17 protein-coding genes are annotated in these 17,654 nt (G+C 51.1%); 12 read left to right on the top strand and 5 right to left on the bottom strand.

Translation table 11 applies throughout. The annotated features are described in order from the left end of the window. Window positions 1-95 precede the first annotated feature (95 nt). The 4 genes from EFA69_RS13450 to EFA69_RS13460 all read left to right on the top strand — a co-directional run bounded on the left by EFA69_RS13450 (window position 96) and on the right by EFA69_RS13460 (window position 5,134). Window positions 96-1,004 carry a S66 peptidase family protein gene (locus EFA69_RS13450; protein ID WP_123133637.1) on the top strand — a complete coding sequence of 303 codons (909 nt, stop codon included), beginning with the start codon at window positions 96-98 and terminating at the stop codon, window positions 1,002-1,004. 295 nt (window positions 1,005-1,299) lie between these two features. Next, a complete protein-coding gene (locus EFA69_RS13455; protein WP_123133638.1) occupies window positions 1,300-2,304 on the top strand; it encodes a glycoside hydrolase family 43 protein in 1,005 nt (334 codons plus the stop codon). Between the two features lie 128 nt (window positions 2,305-2,432). Beyond that, window positions 2,433-2,594, top strand: coding sequence for a hypothetical protein (locus EFA69_RS20325; protein ID WP_183906786.1), 162 nt, complete (start codon window positions 2,433-2,435; stop codon window positions 2,592-2,594). A gap of 320 nt (window positions 2,595-2,914) precedes the next feature. Further along, complete coding sequence (locus EFA69_RS13460) at window positions 2,915-5,134, top strand: M3 family metallopeptidase (RefSeq protein ID WP_123133639.1); 2,220 nt, start codon at window positions 2,915-2,917, stop codon at window positions 5,132-5,134. A gap of 140 nt (window positions 5,135-5,274) precedes the next feature. Here EFA69_RS13460 and msrB read toward each other — a convergent pair whose 3' ends face one another. Then, window positions 5,275-5,736 carry a peptide-methionine (R)-S-oxide reductase MsrB gene (gene msrB, locus EFA69_RS13465; RefSeq protein ID WP_123133640.1) on the bottom strand — a complete coding sequence of 154 codons (462 nt, stop codon included), beginning with the start codon at window positions 5,734-5,736 and terminating at the stop codon, window positions 5,275-5,277. A 356-nt stretch (window positions 5,737-6,092) separates the two neighbouring features. On the opposite strand from msrB, the gene EFA69_RS13470 reads away from it, so the two are divergent. The 5 genes from EFA69_RS13470 (at window position 6,093) to EFA69_RS13490 (ending at window position 10,066) form a co-directional block, all read left to right on the top strand. Next, window positions 6,093-7,652 carry a DUF3943 domain-containing protein gene (locus tag EFA69_RS13470; protein ID WP_123133641.1) on the top strand — a complete coding sequence of 520 codons (1,560 nt, stop codon included), beginning with the start codon at window positions 6,093-6,095 and terminating at the stop codon, window positions 7,650-7,652. A 269-nt stretch (window positions 7,653-7,921) separates the two neighbouring features. After that, entirely contained in the window at window positions 7,922-8,386 is a 465-nt protein-coding gene (locus EFA69_RS13475) for a hypothetical protein (RefSeq protein WP_123133642.1), read from the top strand. A gap of 87 nt (window positions 8,387-8,473) precedes the next feature. Continuing rightward, on the top strand, window positions 8,474-9,274 hold the full coding sequence (locus EFA69_RS13480; RefSeq protein ID WP_123133643.1) for a HipA family kinase: 801 nt from the start codon (window positions 8,474-8,476) through the stop codon (window positions 9,272-9,274). Continuing rightward, window positions 9,252-9,635, top strand: coding sequence for a DUF3037 domain-containing protein (locus EFA69_RS13485; protein ID WP_123133644.1), 384 nt, complete (start codon window positions 9,252-9,254; stop codon window positions 9,633-9,635). The genes EFA69_RS13480 and EFA69_RS13485 overlap by 23 nt, the downstream gene beginning before the upstream one ends. A gap of 254 nt (window positions 9,636-9,889) precedes the next feature. After that, complete coding sequence (locus EFA69_RS13490) at window positions 9,890-10,066, top strand: hypothetical protein (protein ID WP_245964582.1); 177 nt, start codon at window positions 9,890-9,892, stop codon at window positions 10,064-10,066. A 182-nt stretch (window positions 10,067-10,248) separates the two neighbouring features. Here the strand turns inward: EFA69_RS13490 and EFA69_RS13495 are convergent, their stop codons facing one another. Next, window positions 10,249-10,584 (bottom strand): hypothetical protein, encoded by a 336-nt coding sequence (locus EFA69_RS13495; RefSeq protein ID WP_148041355.1) that lies wholly within the window; start codon window positions 10,582-10,584, stop codon window positions 10,249-10,251. A 392-nt stretch (window positions 10,585-10,976) separates the two neighbouring features. On the opposite strand from EFA69_RS13495, the gene EFA69_RS13500 reads away from it, so the two are divergent. Both EFA69_RS13500 and EFA69_RS13505 read left to right on the top strand, forming a co-directional pair. Beyond that, the gene (locus tag EFA69_RS13500; RefSeq protein ID WP_123133647.1) at window positions 10,977-11,540 is read left to right on the top strand and encodes a DUF4256 domain-containing protein; all 564 of its coding nucleotides are present in this window, start codon (window positions 10,977-10,979) and stop codon (window positions 11,538-11,540) included. Window positions 11,541-12,054: 514 nt separating this feature from the next. Next, window positions 12,055-14,067 carry a T9SS type A sorting domain-containing protein gene (locus EFA69_RS13505; RefSeq protein WP_245964647.1) on the top strand — a complete coding sequence of 671 codons (2,013 nt, stop codon included), beginning with the start codon at window positions 12,055-12,057 and terminating at the stop codon, window positions 14,065-14,067. A gap of 454 nt (window positions 14,068-14,521) precedes the next feature. On the opposite strand, the gene EFA69_RS13510 is transcribed toward EFA69_RS13505, so the two are convergent. Then, on the bottom strand, window positions 14,522-14,710 hold the full coding sequence (locus tag EFA69_RS13510; RefSeq protein ID WP_123133649.1) for a hypothetical protein: 189 nt from the start codon (window positions 14,708-14,710) through the stop codon (window positions 14,522-14,524). 162 nt (window positions 14,711-14,872) lie between these two features. Then, window positions 14,873-15,286, bottom strand: a complete 414-nt coding sequence (locus EFA69_RS13515) for an ester cyclase (RefSeq protein WP_123133650.1) — start codon at window positions 15,284-15,286, stop codon at window positions 14,873-14,875. 298 nt (window positions 15,287-15,584) lie between these two features. Here EFA69_RS13515 and EFA69_RS13520 point away from each other — a divergent pair, with 298 nt between their 5' ends. Continuing rightward, window positions 15,585-16,607 (top strand): IS110 family RNA-guided transposase, encoded by a 1,023-nt coding sequence (locus EFA69_RS13520; RefSeq protein ID WP_123133651.1) that lies wholly within the window; start codon window positions 15,585-15,587, stop codon window positions 16,605-16,607. 531 nt (window positions 16,608-17,138) lie between these two features. Here the strand turns inward: EFA69_RS13520 and EFA69_RS13525 are convergent. Then, window positions 17,139-17,612, bottom strand: a complete 474-nt coding sequence (locus tag EFA69_RS13525; protein ID WP_123133652.1) for a hypothetical protein — start codon at window positions 17,610-17,612, stop codon at window positions 17,139-17,141. Between the last annotated feature and the right edge of the window lie 42 nt (window positions 17,613-17,654).

Genomic DNA, 17,654 nt, shown 5'->3' on the forward strand with positions numbered 1-17,654 from the left:
TAAACCGAAGGCGGGTGCGGGGAAATCTACGGATTTTTGGGGCCGGGCTCAACGCCCCGGCGGGAACGTGCGTTTCTGGGGAAAAAGAAAAAGCCATGACCCTTCCCCCGTTTCTGCAAAAAGGCGATAAAGTGGGCGTAGTGAGCACCAGTAATTTCACCGTTCCGGAATACATTGATGGTTTAGTGAATATTCTGCGGGAGTGGGGCCTGGAGCCGGTATTGGGCAAGAGCATAGGTCCGCGGCAGGGTAGTTTTGCGGGGTCAGACGAACTCCGGAAAACCGATTTGCAGCACATGCTGGACAACGAGGAAATCAAGGCGGTGTTGCAAACCATGGGCGGCTACGGCATTCTCCGGATCATTGACCAGGTCAACTTCCACCAATTCAAATACAGGCCCAAGTGGCTGGTGGGCTACAGCGACACCACCTTTCTGCACAGCCACGTGCAGGGCATGCTCAACACCGCCTCCATCCAGGGTACCATGGCCGCCGATCTGGAGGCCGGTTTCCACGTCTCTTCCTGGGAGAGCCTGCGCAAAGCCCTGTTCGGGGAGAAGCTGGAGTACACCGTGAAGTCGCACCCCCTCAACCGCTTGGGCAAGGCCCAGGCCACGTTGGTGGGCGGTACGCTCAGTATTCTGTGCAACGCCAAAGGCACGTTCTCTGAGGTGAACACCAACGGCAAAATCCTGTTTCTGGAGGAAGTGGGCGAGCACAAGTTCAGGGTAGACAGTTACCTCACCTCGCTCAAGAAAGCCGGCAAGTTTAACTACCTCAAAGGACTGCTGGTGGGCCAACTCACCGACATTCAGGAAGACGAACCGCCCTACGGCAAATCCCCCGAGGAGATCATTCTGGAGGCCGTGAAAGAGTATGATTTTCCGGTGGCCTTCGGGTTCCCGGCCGGGCACGGCAAAGTGAACAAGGCCCTGGTCTTCGGGGCCCCCGTGCAACTGGCAGTCACGGAGCAAGGCACCAGCATCAGGTTTGAGTATAGATAGCTTAATTGGAAAATCACCGGAGCAGTTGACTTCTACCTGCCCCTCCCGGGAAGGGAATTTCTATGCTCCGGTTGAAGATCAAGCTCTCCTCCGGGAAGATACATCCTCCATTACTTTGGGAGATAAAACTCCCCTCCCGGGAGGGGTAGGGGTGGGTTATGCTAATACATGAGAAATAGTGCCACTTCGCTTTAGGGCAAAGAAGCGCCGCCGGTTTATCATGGCAGGAAGCTCAAAAATTTACCTATCTTACCTCCTCAATGCATCACTGTCCCTCTGGAAAATAGATTGTGTTATGAGAAAAGTTGCCCTGCTGGCTGCGGCCTGTTGCGTAGGATTTTCCTGCTCCTGGCTGCCCGCCTTAGCCCAAACGAAACAACAACCTGCCAAAAAAAAGACGGCCGGTAATCCGGTTTTCCCCGGTTGGTACGCAGACCCTGAGGGCATTATCTTCGGGAAAAAGTACTGGATTTACCCCACCTATTCAGACCGTTACCAGAAGCAGGTGTTCTTTGATGCGTTTTCCTCGCCAGACCTGCTTACCTGGACCAAGCACGAACGGATTCTGGACACCGCCGCGGTGAAATGGGCCAGGCGGGCCATGTGGGCTCCAGCCGTGGTGCAGAAGGGGAAGCAGTATTTCCTATTTTTCGGGGCGAATGACATCCAGAGCGATCAGGAAATGGGCGGCATTGGCGTGGCCGTGGCCAGCAAGCCGGAGGGGCCCTACAAAGATTACCTGGGCAAGCCGCTGGTAGACAAATTCCACAACGGCGCCCAGCCCATTGACCAGTTCGTGTTCCAGGACAAAGACGGCCAGTACTACCTCATTTACGGCGGCTGGCGGCACTGCAACATCGCCAAACTCAAAGATGATTTCACCGGGTTTGTCCCGTTTGCAGACGGCACCACCTTTAAGGAGATTACCCCGCAGAACTATGTGGAAGGTCCGTTCATGTTCATGAGAAACGGCAAATACTACTTTATGTGGTCAGAAGGCGGCTGGACGGGGCCAGACTATTCGGTGGCCTATGCCGTGTCAGATTCTCCGTTCGGGCCGTTTGAACGGGTAGGCAAGATTCTGCAACAGGATCCCGCCATCGGCACCGGCGCAGGGCATCATTCCGTGATACAGGTGCCGGGCAAAGACCAGTGGTACATTGTCTACCACCGCCGGCCCCTCTCTGAAACCGACCGCGACCACCGCGTCACCTGTATAGAGGAAATGTTCTTTGACCAGGAAGGAAGAATCAAACCCGTGAAACTGACGAACGAAGGAGTAAAGAAGCATAAGTTGTAAAGGGAAAGACTGGTCTGCGGCCGCCGAGGAGTAGCATCTTTCAACTGCTATGGGGTAGGTAATGGCTTGAGAAAGAGAATACTTGGTGATAAATCTATTTGCCGGTTTTCTTTTGCGTATCTTCCTGAATGGAAAATATATATCCCGAGGGATCAACGGTGTTCGCAAATGTGAATCCGGGTCAGAAATTGGTGGTGAGGCGTTTTGTGAAGCGCATTTACTACTGCACGGTACAAGGCAACCCGGGGCTGAAAGAGCAGATCTACTATGAAAGAGAGCTGAGCGAGTAGCCAGATAAGATGATACAAGTCTCCATGAAGCTGTTTGGGTTTGCCTGAACAGCTTTTGATTTTTTACTGGGGTAAGATAGGTGGGTGCCGCTCCGGTTACTTCTTCTACCCCCGTTCCCGTTTAGGGGCCGTTTTTCCGAAAACAGGCGCTAAACAGGCGCATTGTGATTTCTCCACTCTTCTATTTCCTTTCCGCCTTTGGCGAAAATAAAGGCCCCAGAATTCAGTTATTCCTAAAAGCTTTTTACTTTTAAATCATTAAGTCACTTCTCTTCTGCCGCTGGGCCGGTAGTAGAACTCAGATTACCACAAACGAACCTATGAGTACAAAACAAGTTTTTGCCGGCAGCGCATCTGGTTTTCTGGTGATGCTGGCCATGGTGGGCTGCACGTCCTCGCAGCCGAAACAACCTAGCAACGCAACTGCCGCGGCCGCTGCGCCTGCCGCCACTGAGATGAAACAGACCTTTGACAATACCCTGCTCAAAGAATGGACCGGTCCGTACGGGGGCGTTCCGGCCTTTGACAAAATGAACCTGGCCGATATTAAACCGGCCATGGAAAAAGGCATGGCCCTGCACCTGGCAGATATTGACGCCATCACCAACAATACCGCCGCGCCAACTTTTGAGAATACCATTGTGCCTTATGAGAAAGCCGGGGAAGCCTTGAGCCGCGCCTTCATTTACTACGGCATCTGGGGCAGCAACATGTCTACGCCGGAGTTCCGGAAAATTCAGGCCGAGCTGGCCCCGCAGATCTCAGATTTCCGGTCTAAGATCTCGCAGAACACCAAGCTGTTCCAGCGCATCAAGGCGGTATATGACCAGTCGCAGAAAACGCCGCTGCCCGCAGATCAGCAGCGCACCGTGCAGCTCATCTACGAAGACTTCGCCATGGAAGGAGCCGGGCTGAGCACCGAGGCCAAACAACGGTACGCTGCCATCAACAAAGAGCTTTCCTCCTTGTACACCTCCTACGGGAACAATGTGCTGGCAGATGAGGAGAAATACGTGACTTTCTTCACCAAAGACCAGTTGAGCGGCCTACCCGAGTCTTTTGTGAAGGCCGCCGCCAAAGCCGCCGCAGATAATGGCAAGCCGGGCCAGTACGCTGTCACCAACACCCGCTCCAGCATGGACCAGTTCCTGACCTACTCAGACAACCGGGCCCTGCGCGAGAAAGTCTGGAACACCTACTATTCCCGCGGCGACAACGCCGATGCCAACGACAACAACCAGAACATCACCAACATACTGCACCTGCGCGATGAGCGCGTGAAACTGCTGGGTCATGACACCTACGCCGACTGGCGCTTGCAGAACCGCATGGCCAAGAACCCGCAAAACGCCATGGCTTTGATGGAGGCCGTGTGGCCAGCCGCGCTGGCGCGGGTGAAGGAAGAGGTGAAAGACATGCAGGCCATTGCCAATGCCAGCGGCGCCAAAATCACCATTGCCCCCTGGGATTACCGCTACTACGCCGAGAAGGTGCGCAAGAAAAAGTACGACCTGGACTCTGACGAGGTGAAGCAGTACCTGGAGTTGGGCAACCTCACGCAGGCTATCTTCTACACCGCCGGCGAGCTGTTCAATTTCTCGTTTAAGCCGGTGCCGGCGGGTTCTGTGCCCGTGTTCCATGAAGACGTGAAAGTGTGGGAAGTGACGGATAAAACCACCGGGGAGCACATCGGGTTGTGGTATCTGGATCCGTTCGCGCGGCCGGGCAAGCGCTCCGGGGCCTGGGCCTCGCAGTACAGAAGCTTCTCTACTTTTGACGGCAAGAAAACCGTACTGGCTTCCAACAACTCCAACTTTGTGAAGCCTGCGCCTGGCGACCCGGTGTTGGTTTCCTGGGATGATGCCACCACTTTCTTCCACGAGTTCGGGCACGCGCTGCACTTTCTGGCGTCTAACGTGAAGTACCCCACCCTCAACAGCGGCGTGCGCGACTACACCGAGTTCCAGAGCCAGTTGCTGGAGCGTTGGCTGAGCACCGATAAAGTGATTAACCAGTTCCTGAAGCACCACAAAACCGGGCAGGTGATGCCGGCCTCGCTGGTGGCCAAGATCAAGAAAGCCGCCACGTTCAACCAGGGCTTTGAGACCACAGAATTCCTGGCCTCGGCGCTCATGGACCTGAAATACCACACCGTACCAGACCCCACCGGCCTGGACCCCGACAAGTTTGAGCGCGAGACGCTGGCAGCCCTTAAAATGCCCAAAGAGATTGTGATGCGTCACCGTTCGCCGCACTTCACGCACGTGTTTTCCGGCGAAGGCTACGCGGCCGGTTACTACGGTTACCTCTGGGCCGATGTACTGACGGCAGACGCTGCCGAAGCCTTTGAGGAAGCCCCGGGAGGATTCTATGACAGAGAAGTGGCCGCTAAACTGGTGAAATACCTCTTCGCGCCGCGCAACGCCATGGACCCTGCGGAGGCTTACCGTCTGTTCCGTGGCCGTGACGCCAAGATAGACGCCCTCATGCGCGACCGCGGTTTCCCGGTACCCGCCGGCCAGAAGGCCCAGAAAAAGTAAGCTTCCTGTTTAGGGGCTCTTTCCTGAAAAACAGGCCCTAAACGCAAAAGCCGCTCCCCATTTGCCTCTGTGCAGATGGGGAGCGGCTTTTTTGATGGGTTGGGTTTGAGGTGTATTTAAAGCGATTGTGGGGTTACGCGTTAATGTGCTTCAGAGGGGGCTTCCAGGTGGAGGAGGCTGGCGGAATTGATGCAGTAGCGCAGGCCGCTGGGCTCAGGACCGTCGGGGAACACGTGGCCCAGGTGGCCGTCGCAGACGTTGCACTGCACTTCCATGCGCTGCATATGATGGCTGTCATCGAAGAAATATTTGAGGGCGCTTTTGGTGATGGGCTGGGTAAAGCTGGGCCAGCCGGAAATGGCGTGGTACTTCTGGGCGGAGTGGAACAGCAGGCTGCCGCAGCCCGCGCAGGCATACTGTCCGGGGGCATAGGAACGGCAAAAAGCGTTGCGGTACGGCGATTCCGTGTCTTTCAGGCGCAAAATGCGGTATTGCGCAGGCGTGAGGTACCGGTGCCATTCTTCTTCGGTCTTGTGTACCCGTTGCGGCGGCTCGGGGTTGCTGTATTTGGCATATTTGATGACGTCTATCCAGCGGAGCATCTGAGGTTTGGGTTAATTTGCCCGTAAAACAACGCAGCGGGAGGGTAGGTTCAGCGGGTAGCGAAGGGGTTAAGATAAAGTGCATTAAGTGCCTCGGGAGCTTCTGGATAGGCTCTGTAAGAAGAAACGGTCAGGAAGCCTTGACGGCTTTTCTGTCGCGTTTAGGGGCTCTTTTTCCAAAAAGAGCCCCTAAACGCAAGAGGCCCTAGGTGCCAGAAAATTGACTTATCTCAATACAGTCCCCGAGCCTTTTACCGTGTTTGTACGTATGTCGTGTGTAGGTACAGGAAAAAGACGTTTGGCAGAGCCTAAAAGCAGCCGGGCTCTGGTTTCCTGGGTGCCGCTAACCAGACCACATGAAATATACGTTTACCGTTCTTTTTTGCCTCTGGGCTTCGGCCCTGCTTCAAGCCCAAGTCATTACTGCCCCAGATTCCATCAAAGCCGGACGCGGTTCACGCGAGCAGCAGCTCCAACAGATCAAGGAACGCAAAGCCCGTCTCTTCACCGACTCACTGGGCGGCACCGAGCCCACCAACTCGTTCCTCCTGGATACCACGCTCTTCAACAAGTACGGCGATCTGCTCAACGATGACCCCGAGTACAACAAGCGCCAGCCGCTCTGGAAACCGACGGCTCAGGTGGTGGGGGTTAACCTTGCGTTCATGGGCTTCAACCGGTACATCGCCAAAGCCGATTACGGCTACGTGAGCACCAGCTCCTGGCGGCGAAACCTGCGCTCTACTCCTGAATGGGACACTGATGAGTTCGGGATTAACTTTATCGGGCATCCGTACCAGGGCACCCTGTACTTCAACGCGGCCCGCTCGCAGGGCTATAACTATTGGCAGTCGTTGCCGTTCGCGGTGGGTGGGAGCTTGTCTTGGGAGTACTTCGGGGAGAACACGCTGCCTTCGTTCAATGACATGATCTACACGCCCATCAATGGGGCCGCCCTGGGCGAAGTACTGTACCGCCTCAGCACCAACATCCTGGACGACCGTACCCGCGGCCGGGAGCGGGTGCTGCGCGAGGTGGCGGCGGGTCTGGTGAACCCCGTGCGCGGCCTGAACCGATTGTTGCAGGGCAAAACGTTCCAGGTCACCAACAAAGAAGTCTACGAGAAAGAACCGCTCAACATCACGCTATTTGCCGGGGTGCACCGCCTCAACGATGAGCAGGACGATGTCTTCGGGACGGGCCGCAACAAAGCCATGCTCAATGTGCAGCTAGATTACGGTAATCCCTTTGAGTTGCAGCGGCGCAAGCCTTTTGACCTGTTCCGGCTACGGGTAGAACTCAGCAAAGGCGCCAATGACACCCTGGGCGGTACCATCAACAACATCACCGGGTACGGCATCTTGTTCGGGAGGAACGCGCAGGTGGGCAAACTGTCTATGCTCACGGGCCTTTTCCAGTACTATGACTATTGGAACACCCGCAATTTTGAGTTGGGCGCACTGGGCTTTGGGGGCGGCTTGTTCACCCGTTTGCCCCTGAGCAAGCAGATTAACCTCTACAACAACCTGCACCTGGGCGTGATTCCGCTGGCCGGCAACGGTACCCGTTTCGGGCCAGATGAGAACGGTCTCCGCAACTATGTCTACACTACCGGTCTGCACGCCAAACTGGAGAGTACCTTGAGCCTGGGCAAATACGCCTCGGCGGCCTTTGTGTACTACCATTACTGGCTCCACACGTTTGAGGGTCTGGAGGGCAGCAACTCCGTGGGCATTGTGCGGCCGCGGGTAACGGTGAGGCTGTTCAAGAACGTGAGCCTGGGCTATGAGCACTTCGGGTACACCACCAACCGCCGGTTGAAAGCCTACCCCAACCAGCGTGCGGTTATCACAGACCAGAAGATTTTCCTGCAACTGTTCCTGGAAGACTCGCAGCGCAGAGGGCGCTATAATTAAATTCATTATGTTTTCTGCCCACCTCCCAAGAGGGGAATTTGATCTCCAAAAGTAGCTGGGAAAGTTCCCTCCCGGGAGGGGCAGGGGTGGGTACCTCTAGATACAGAGTGAATTGGCAAACTGGCTTGCTGTTCTTTTACGTTTAGGGGCTCTTTTTAGAAAAAGAGCCCCTAAACGTAAATTATTGGATTTCATTTGCTGGGCTGTGAGCCGGAAAGAACGAAGCAAATACAGGTAAAGACATTTGCGCCTGAAACCGTACCTTTGGTTTGGATTTAGGTTTTAAGCAGAGCAAGCGCATGAAAGTGATTGGGAACATTCAGGACATCTCCACCAAGCGAGACAGCCGCCACAAAAGCATTGAGGTGTACATAGACACCGTGGAATACCTCACCCAGCGCAAAGATGGCCGGTATTATCAGGCTTTTTCCTTTGAGGACGAACTGGAGACTCCGCTGGTACTCACCGGCGACTGCCTGGCCCTGGCCAAGCCGAAGAAAGATGCCGACGGCGACTACGTGTTTAAGGTGTATGACCTGGTAGACGGAGAATACGTGCTCAACCCAGACAAAACGCTGGCGCTGGACTGGGAGTATGACTTTGACGAAGACCTGTTCATTCTCAACTCGGCGTATTACTCGGTGGCGCTGCCCAATGAGGAGTACAAGCAGCTGGAAACCCAGAAGCAGAAAGAGAAGTCCATGAAAAACTGGAAGGGCAGAAAAAGGTCCTGAATTACGCTTGGCGGAGGTCCGGGTGAAGTGACTTCCTGCTCTACAATCCTTTCGGCGCCGCCGAAAACCACCAGAAGAAAACCAGATATGATACATAGCCAACCAGAGCTGAGAACCGTGAACGTGGTGCGGTACGTGACGCCGCTGCGCGAGGGTGGTTCGCTCCCCGCCATTGTGGAGGCCGACGATGATTTTCTGTACGTGCTCAAGTTCAGGGGTGCGGGGCAGGGCGTGAAGGCGCTCATTGCCGAACTGGTGGCCGGGGAGATTGCCCGCGCCCTGGGTTTCCGGATTCCGGAGATTGTGTTCGCCCAACTGGACGAGAGCTTCGGCCGCGCCGAGCCCGATGAGGAAATCCAGGACCTGCTGCAGTTCAGCGTGGGGCTTAACCTGGGGCTGCACTACCTGTCACGGGCCATCACGTTTGATGCGCTGGTGAACACCGTTGACCCGCTGCTGGCTTCGCAGGTGGTTTGGCTGGACTGCCTCATCACCAACGTAGACCGCACCGCCCGCAACACCAATATGCTCATGTGGCACAAAGAACTGTGGCTGATTGACCACGGCGCGGCCTTCTATTTCCACCATTCCTGGCAGAATTGGCAGGAGCAGGCCAAGCGGCCCTTCGTGCAGGTGAAAGACCATGTGCTGCTGCCCGCAGCAACTGAGCTGGCGGCGGTAGATGCCCAGTTCAAGGCAGTGCTCACCCCGGAGAGAATCCAGTCTATTGTATCTTTGATCCCAGACGAGTGGCTCACCAGCCATGACTCGCCGTTTGCCTCGGTAGAGGAGCACCGGCAGGTGTACGCCCAGTTCCTGGAGATCCGTTTAGCCCATTCAGAAATTTTTGTCAACGAAGCACAGCATGCAAGAAAAGCACTTATTTGAGTACGCCGTTCTTAGGGTGGTGCCGTGCGTGGAACGCGAGGAATTCCTGAACGTGGGCGTGATTCTGTACTGCCCGGCCCAGGGTTTTCTGCAAACCAGGTTTGAGCTGAAGGAAGAACGGCTCCGGGCGTTTGGGGGGCAGATAGACCTGGAAGAGCTGCGGGAAAGGCTGGGGGCGTTTGAGCGCATCTGCGGCGGCAGGAAAACCGGCGGTACCATTGGCAATTTCCCTATTGCGTCTAGGTTCAGGTGGCTCACGGCTACCCGCAGCACCGTGGTGCAGACCTCGGCGGTACACCCGGGACTGTGCACAGATGCCCAGGAAACCCTGCAGAAGTTGTTCACGCAGTTGGTGGCCTAGGCGGCAGTGAAACGTACTTAACGACTTTGTCTCGGCTTTTCAAGAAGGTTCTGGTTTAAGCCTGATTTCAGAAAAAGAGCCGCTAAACGCAACGTGTAGGATATATTTGTGCTAGCCGGTGTTAAGTACCGTTCGTACTGGAAAGATTTGCAGAAGAACTCGCGCAGGATGAATTCCTTTAGCGGTAACTTTGTTTATCTGGTATGATTTCTTTTCCGTTGGGAAGAGCAGAAGTACAAACCGCAGCAACTGGCATGACCGAAAAAGAATTTGACGATAAATTAGTGGAGACCCTGGACAACTTCCTGCTCTCCATGGCTGAGAGCCCCGAGGTAGAGGTGGAGAAGTTCTATAACATGACCTGCCTATTGGAAAATCTCCGGTTCTTCAGTCCCGTGCTGTACAGCGCCATCCGGAATAAAGAAGCCTAGCTTCAGCCCCAGGAACCCAATTGTTTTACAGAAAAGCCCGCCTTCTCATGTTTTGCTGAAGGCGGGCTTTTCTGTTGCAGGGTGTGCAGTATAATCGCTCCTTAGAACGGTGTGCCTATAGATTTTGATGGGCGTTGGAGCGGCTGTAATGGCGTTGCTGCTTCTGACGTGGGGGGAGGTGCCTAGATTATATTCAACGTACTGCCAATTTCCAGCAGAGAATCTCTGAAGTCATAGAAGGAGCGGAGGTACGTAAACAGGTCCGGCTTAGGCGAATTCCAGTAGGAGTAAGATTCTATTTGCAAGCTGGTCACCTGCCGCTGAAGACAGCTAAGCCTAGCGTCTGGGGTAGAACCTAGGTTCTGGAGGGTTTGCAGCCAATAATGGGCTATATGTGATAACAGGTGCACCTCCTGCGGCTCTTCTCCCCGTTCATATTCCTCCCTGCTAAAACCGTCCAATACCTTTTTAAACAGGATTATCTGGGAAGTATATAATGTATAATTATTATCGGTCATTTCAGGGTGAGCTTGAAAGTCCAAATTTGATGAAAACATCTAAGAGGAGGTTGCTTTTCCGGTGGAAGCTCTATCTGAAGCGTTGAAGGTGCTGTATTTGTCGTTAAGTGCATCAAGATGCATGATAAATTTTAATAAGTTAAATTTATATAGTAAATTAATTATTTGTATAATTATACTTTGTTCTATTTCGTCAGTTGCTGTGCTACGCTGGTAAATTGAATTTAAGAAATAAATTTAATTTCTACTTTCCTCTTTGAATTTATCTATCGGTTCTTTCTCAGGTCTTACCTAATTTGTCAAATCAAGGGCAATAAGAACATACTTCTACTTGCCATTGGTTTATAGTATACCCATTTTCAGATATCTTAAGGGCTTTGAAATGAAATTATATGGCCAAGAGAACCGAATTATCTCCAGAACTACGTGAAGAACTTTTCCTGTTGTTAAAGACCCGTTTTGAGAAAAACATGCATCGCCATGAGGGCCTTCAATGGGTTGCGATTCAAACCAAACTAGAGGCAAACCCAGACAAAGTATGGTCGCTTCTCCAAATGGAAGAAACAGGCGGTGAACCAGATGTAGTGGGCCACGACAAAGAGACGGGAGAATACCTGTTTTACGACTGCTCCGCCGAGAGCCCCAAAGGGCGCAGGAGCATTTGCTATGATCATAGAGCATTGGAGTCAAGGAAGGAACATAAGCCCAAAAACAGTGCTATGGGCATGGCCGCCGAGATGGGAATTGAACTACTGACCGAAGAGCAGTACCGGGCCTTGCAGCAATTTGGGAAATTTGATACCAAAACCTCCAGTTGGCTCATGACATCAACCAGCATCCGGGAAATGGGAGGTGCCATCTTTGGAGATTGGCGCTACGGGACAGTATTTGTCTATCATAACGGAGCAGAATCTTACTATGCCGCCCGAGGCTTCCGTGGCTCACTTCGTGTGTAAGCTGTAATGCTAAAAAGAGAAGACAGCAGCAGAGGCTAATTGTAAGTAACGTAAGACGAAGACCTGGCTAGCCCACAATGTTCCTGCTAAGATAGCACAAGGTCTTAGCAGCGGGTATTTCTCTGTCAGTTCTTAGTCTACAAATGACCACAGCAGCTATTCATCCTGAAGAGGTAAATAGCGTATCTATTGACCATTTTCTTCGTTCATCGGCATTTCATTTATGGCTAGCTCCCGTTCATCGGGTGAGAAGAGGTATTCACCGAGGGAATGGCTGATTTATGGTAGGAAATCGATTTCCTTAACCCCAGTTGTCCAATGTTCATCTCCAAAAAGTACCGTCTCATCGAAACAAATCATCTGCCCCTGCTGCCTTAGGTAGTTTTGCAGCATCAAATTACTCAACAAACCAAAAGGTAATTTGATGCAGCAAATGAAGTCCATAAAAGTAGCTCCTCAGTCATTCCTTAAGTTCAGCACTGCAACTACACAAAGCGCAATGAGCGTTTCCGTGATGAGATTCTCTCTGGCGTTGATGTTCTTAATGCTTTGGTTTGCTACTGTTGAGGCAGAGGCACAAACGGTCTTTGCCTCCGTGAGAAACGGGAGCTTTGAGAGCTCTACCACTTGGGATCAAAGACGTGTTCCTTCCAAAAACGACATCATCATTATCAAACACGCCGTTGTCCTTACCCAAGACTTCCTGTTGGGCGAGAACGGCAAAGGAGAAATTCAGGTAACCGCTACCGGTGTGTTCACCACTGGCCAAAATGGAAAGTTGAGAATCAGAGGCAACAACTCCCGTTTAGAGAATGATGGACGTGTAGAACTGAGAAACCTAGCCTTAGGCGTTAACGGTAGCGATTCTGCTTTCTTCCTCAACAACAACGAGGCTGTGCTCACAGAGAATCCTGAGTTTAAGCTAGGCAGCATCATTAATAATGGTCAACTCACTTTCCAAACCTCCAGCAGTGTTACTCTGGAAAAAGTTGCGCTTAGAAATACTTCTGCCGGTACTGTTTCCTTTTCCGGTAGCCTACAAATGAATGGGGGCGCTACTATGGTGAACAGAGGAGCCATGTTTATGAATGCACAAGACGGCAACGCTTTTATTGTAAATCAAGGTGTAGTGGAAAACTATGGCACTATACAAGTTGCCGGCGGTTTGAATATGGCAAGTGCACCCATTGACAAGTCATTAAACAACGTAAGCAACTATGGAACTCTATCGGCAAGCAGTATTTATCTAAATAATAAAGCCAGTTTACAGAACTTCGGGAAAATGATCTGTAAAAATGATTTCACGGCCAGCCAAAGCACCGTGATTAATCACCCATGCGCAACTATTGAACAGTCTACCCAAGGGAGAGCATTTGAGAATAGAAACTCAGGCGCGGTGTTAATTAACAACGGTTTCATCAAGGTAAACGGCAACTTCACCAACATTTCTCAGGCGGTTCTGAACGGTTCCGGCACCCTGCATATCTATGGTTACTCTATGAACTCTGACCAAGCGAAAGTGGAAGGAACTTTGAATATCTATGATCCATCAGCTTTCAGAAACACGATCATGGACGAGCCCAGAAGAAACGGTGCTACTATGGCTTCTACAGTGAAAGCGGCCACTACCAACGCAGTTCCTAGCTGCGGCGCACCGTGTGAAAAACCAAAGGTGACAATCTCTGGTCCTGCTGAAATGTGCAACCTCTCTGAAGAGATGGCCACGTTCACCGTGGGCGAGGAGCAAGCTAACACCACGTACACCTATAACTTACCTGAAGGATTCTTAATCTTTGGCGGCGAAGGCACCGGCACCATTTCTGTAATCGCTTTCTTGGAAGAGGGCCAGCTTAACAGGCCGCTTGAGGTTTCTGTCACCGCCACCAATTCATGCGGTAGCACCACCAGCACCATGCAAGTGACCGTGAAAGAGTGCGTGACCGCTACCCCGCTTCCAGTAACCCTGATTAACTTTACTGCCACCGCTCAAAATGCTGGCAAGGTGCAGTTGAACTGGGCCACTGCCTCTGAGATCAACAATAAGGAGTTTGTGGTAGAGCAAAGCACCGACGGCCTTACTTTTACTTCTGCCAAAACCGTAGCCGGCGGTGGGAATAGCAACGTGCAGCTAAATTATACCGCCACCGTAGGCGCGCCAGCCATCGGCGTAGTGTACTATCGTCTGAAGCAAGTAGACTTTGATGGTTCATCTGAATACTCCAAAATCGTGTCGGTGCAGGTGAAGGGTGCCGCTGCTCAGTCTTCCGCCTTGAAATTGGAGTCGGCTTACCCTAACCCGTTCCAGGACAAGGTAACCTTGAACCTGAATGTAACACAGGCCGGAGCTATCAAAGTTGTTTTCTATACCCTTACCGGTCAGGTAGCTTATACTAAAGAAGTATTCAGTGTGGCTGGTACTTCCTTGGTTGAGATTAATGACCTGTCACACCTGGCGAAGGGAATGTATGTGGTGAAGATCACCTGGGGCACCCAAACGGAATCACTGCGCCTGGTAAAGAGTAATTAAGCATAGAAGTCATTTTAGATAAAACTTAGCTTTTGCATGGAGGGAAGTGGTCTCTCTTCTCATTAACTAATTGCCTCTTTCTACCGGAAGAGGCAATTTTTGCATCTAGCCATCGCTTGCTTCTTCTCCTCCTGTCGTAGGTGCAAAAGTAAATAGTCCAAATACTTGCCTAACTTAATGAGGACCAGTGACAGGAGGAGAAGCGTCTGAAGCAGCAATTCGCGAAGCTTGCGAGGGAACTGGAGACCATAGATCGGTGCTAAGGTTACGGGGAAATAGAGCGGGAGATCTACACAAAATTCAGCGCGGAGCTGAAGGAACAGATTCGGGAGATAGAGCAGAATCTGGAGAGACTCTCCGGGCCTTTATCAAACCGTAAGGGTGAACTCTCTTTTCGGCATTGTGTGCGAGATTTCGCGGGAAATTGGGCAAAAATAAAAAGGGAAAAGCAGTCTTACCTAACTTTCCTTTCTTCTTTAATATATTCAGCTAACTCAATTTCTTCTATAAAATATTTATCAGATTCCGTTCCTACTGTAAGTTTTTTCCTGTCAAATACCACGTAGTTTAGCTCTGGATAAATATTACACCCAGAGAAACTAAAAAACGTTATTTCTATTATGGATTTTGCCCCTTTTATCATTCTTTTAATGTTGCCTAACGGTTAAGTGTTTATGAAGTTGTGGTATTTGAAAAATGTCAGTTTCAATTAACCACAGAAGCAAAATGCCGATCTATAGTCAAATGCTAAACGTCCAGCCACAATTTTATAAACACACCGTTAGCTGCATGCCATTCTAATTTTTTATGCTTTTTGTAATTCATTTAAAACCGTCTGTAGGGTATTAATACCCCAGTGTTCAAAATATTTTCCATTCTTCAATCTTACTATATCAATCACATCAATTTTGACTTGTTTTCCAGTTGGTTCAATTCCCATAAAAATACCGGTGTGTGTTCCAATTATTGCTTTTCTTGTAGTTACTTTGTCACCTTCTGCAATTTGGTCGTAAATTTCTACAGTCAGGTCCGGAAGTGCCGTTTTTAGAATATTGGAAAACGTATTCCACATTCCATCACTATTATTTGCATTCGGCGGTGCAGTCCTATTAATAAAGTCGCTGTCCATTAATTCTTTGAATGAATCAAGGTTGCATTGCTCAATAACTTCTTTATTAAAGCGCTTCACAATTGCTTTATTTGTTTCTAAATTACTCATTGTCTTATAATATTAATTGCCGCTAGTTAGTATTCTGGTTGCAGCTAACCTTTAGATTAGCTCAGTTTCATTTTCCCGATACCACCACTTTTCAATTACCAGCTATAGGGCTAACTTTCTGTAGCTGAAGGGGCAGCCAGAGAACTACTCGCTAACCAGGCGATAATCACCCTACAGACCGATTCAGTCTGGCTGCCTTGTTTGTAAACCCGCAGGCAAGGGTCATATAGATTTTCGGGACACTCAGGGCCCATGATATAGGTTTCGATCCGCCGTCTGCACAACCTCTTGAAAAGATATGGAAAAGACAATGCAACCGCAAGCCCCCGCTTTCATCCTGGGTATTGATGTTAGCAAGGACAGCCTGGACGTGTGCCTGCTGGATTGCAGGGACGGCAGTCAGCTTGATTATAAGGCCAACAACAACCCCTCAGGCTTCCGGCGGATGAAGGCCCGGCTCAAGCAGCACGGCTGCGAGGCTGGCCCGGATACCCTCTGCTGCCTGGAACACACGGGCCTCTACACAAGGCAGCTGGTGCATTACCTGCTGGCGCGGGAGGTGCGGGTATGGATGGAGAGTCCCCTGCAGATCAAGCGCTCCATCGGCATGGTCAGGGGAAAGGACGACAAGGTGGACGCCCAGCGGATCTGCCGCTACGCCCTGCTGCACCAGCGGGAGGCGAAATGCGTGAACCTCTCGGGGGTGACGCTCGAGCGGCTCAAGGACCTGCAGGCTAACAGGTCGAGACTGCAGAAGGCCCTGCAGAGCATCAAGGTCACCATCAAGGAGCTGCTGGCGGTGGACCCCGTCTCGGGGAAGACCCTGGAGCAGGTGAACAGAAAAGCTATCAGGGGGCTGGAGAAGAGCATGGAGCAGGTCGAGGAGAAGATGCAGGAGTTCATCGCAGGTGACGGGGACCTGAAAGGCAAATACGACCTGCTGACAGGCGTAAAGGGCGTGGGTAAGGTGCTGGCCGTCTCGCTGCTGGTCTACACCCAGGGCTTCACTAGGATGGACGAGGGAAGGAAGCTGGCCTGCTACTGCGGCGTGGCCCCCTTCGAGTACCGCAGCGGCACGAGCGTCTGGGGGAAGGCGGGTGTGTCCAAGTTCGCCAACAAGCAGCTCAAGCAGGTGCTGCACATGGCCGCCCTCAACAGCGTGCGCTATAACCAGGAGATGAAGGCGTATTTTGACAGGAAAGTGGCGGAGGGAAAAAGTAAGATGAGCGTGCTGAACGCGGTCAGGAACAAGCTCCTCCACCAGATCGTGGCGGTCATCGAGAGAGGCACACCCTATGAAATCAGATTGGATAAAGTTTAGCCGAAATCCTTTGTTTTACTCATAGATTTCGGTCTGGTATAAACGACGCCGAAGGCCGTCGGCCAAGGTGACGTTTATGCATTGTTGGCGGACGTTGTTCTTTTATTTTCCCGCGCGTTTTTCTTTTTCTGTTTTTGCCCGGATTTCAGAAAAACAGCCGCTAATCAGCTTCACGGAGAATTTTCCCCTTTTTACGTTTTAGGCCTCTTTTCGGAAAAACAGGCCTAAAACAGATTTCAGTTGTCCGTCCGCTTGCACGCATTGAGGATAAATTCATTTGCTCAAACGCAACGTCAATTCCTCTTCTGCCGGTCGAAGTCGGGTGGCGTTCCCAACTTCTGCTAAGCTAATCAAAATCCTCTGCTGATTTTCTTCTGCAAGTCCAGCCGAATTCCTCTAGAACTTCTGCTACTCTTGCTGATGTTTTTCTGCCGTTCCAGCTGGTAAAATGTTCTTTCAATGACCGCCAACGGCCTCGTGTAAAGAGCGTGCTAGGCCGTCGGCCGACGCATGGTATTTACACAATGTTAGCTAATGTGATTCTTTTACTTTATTGAAGTATAACTTTCTAGAGAAGTCTTGATTATGTGTGGTAATCTCTAGTTGATTTTCATTCACGAGCTTATAGTCAAAGGTTTCTTCCGTGTCGCTTTTGACAATAGTTATTTCTTTATGGGTTACACTATAATTGTCTGCAAGAGTATCTCCCGCGCAGAAAGCTGAAAGTCTGTTGTCGCTAAACTTAATTTGTAAATTCCCATCTGACTTCAAGCATCCTAAGAAAAGCGGTCGCTCGTCTTTTATACTGTTTATATACTGCTGTCCTTCATCCGTCAAATAAGCTGAATCTATTTTTGAAATTTCTTCTTTAGCTAATTGCCATACACCTACCAGTCCGTTGTTGAACTCTTTGTAAGTATCTGATTCATTATTCGTTTCAGGATGTTTAGTTTCGCATGAACAGAACAAGAAGGTAATTAAGAGTAGTATATTTATTTTATTCATATTAGCTAACGGTTGGACTAAAAAGCGTTTTAATGCTTTTTA

Source organism: Rufibacter immobilis (genome assembly GCF_003721565.1).
Classification (GTDB): Bacteria; Bacteroidota; Bacteroidia; order Cytophagales; family Hymenobacteraceae; genus Nibribacter; species Nibribacter immobilis.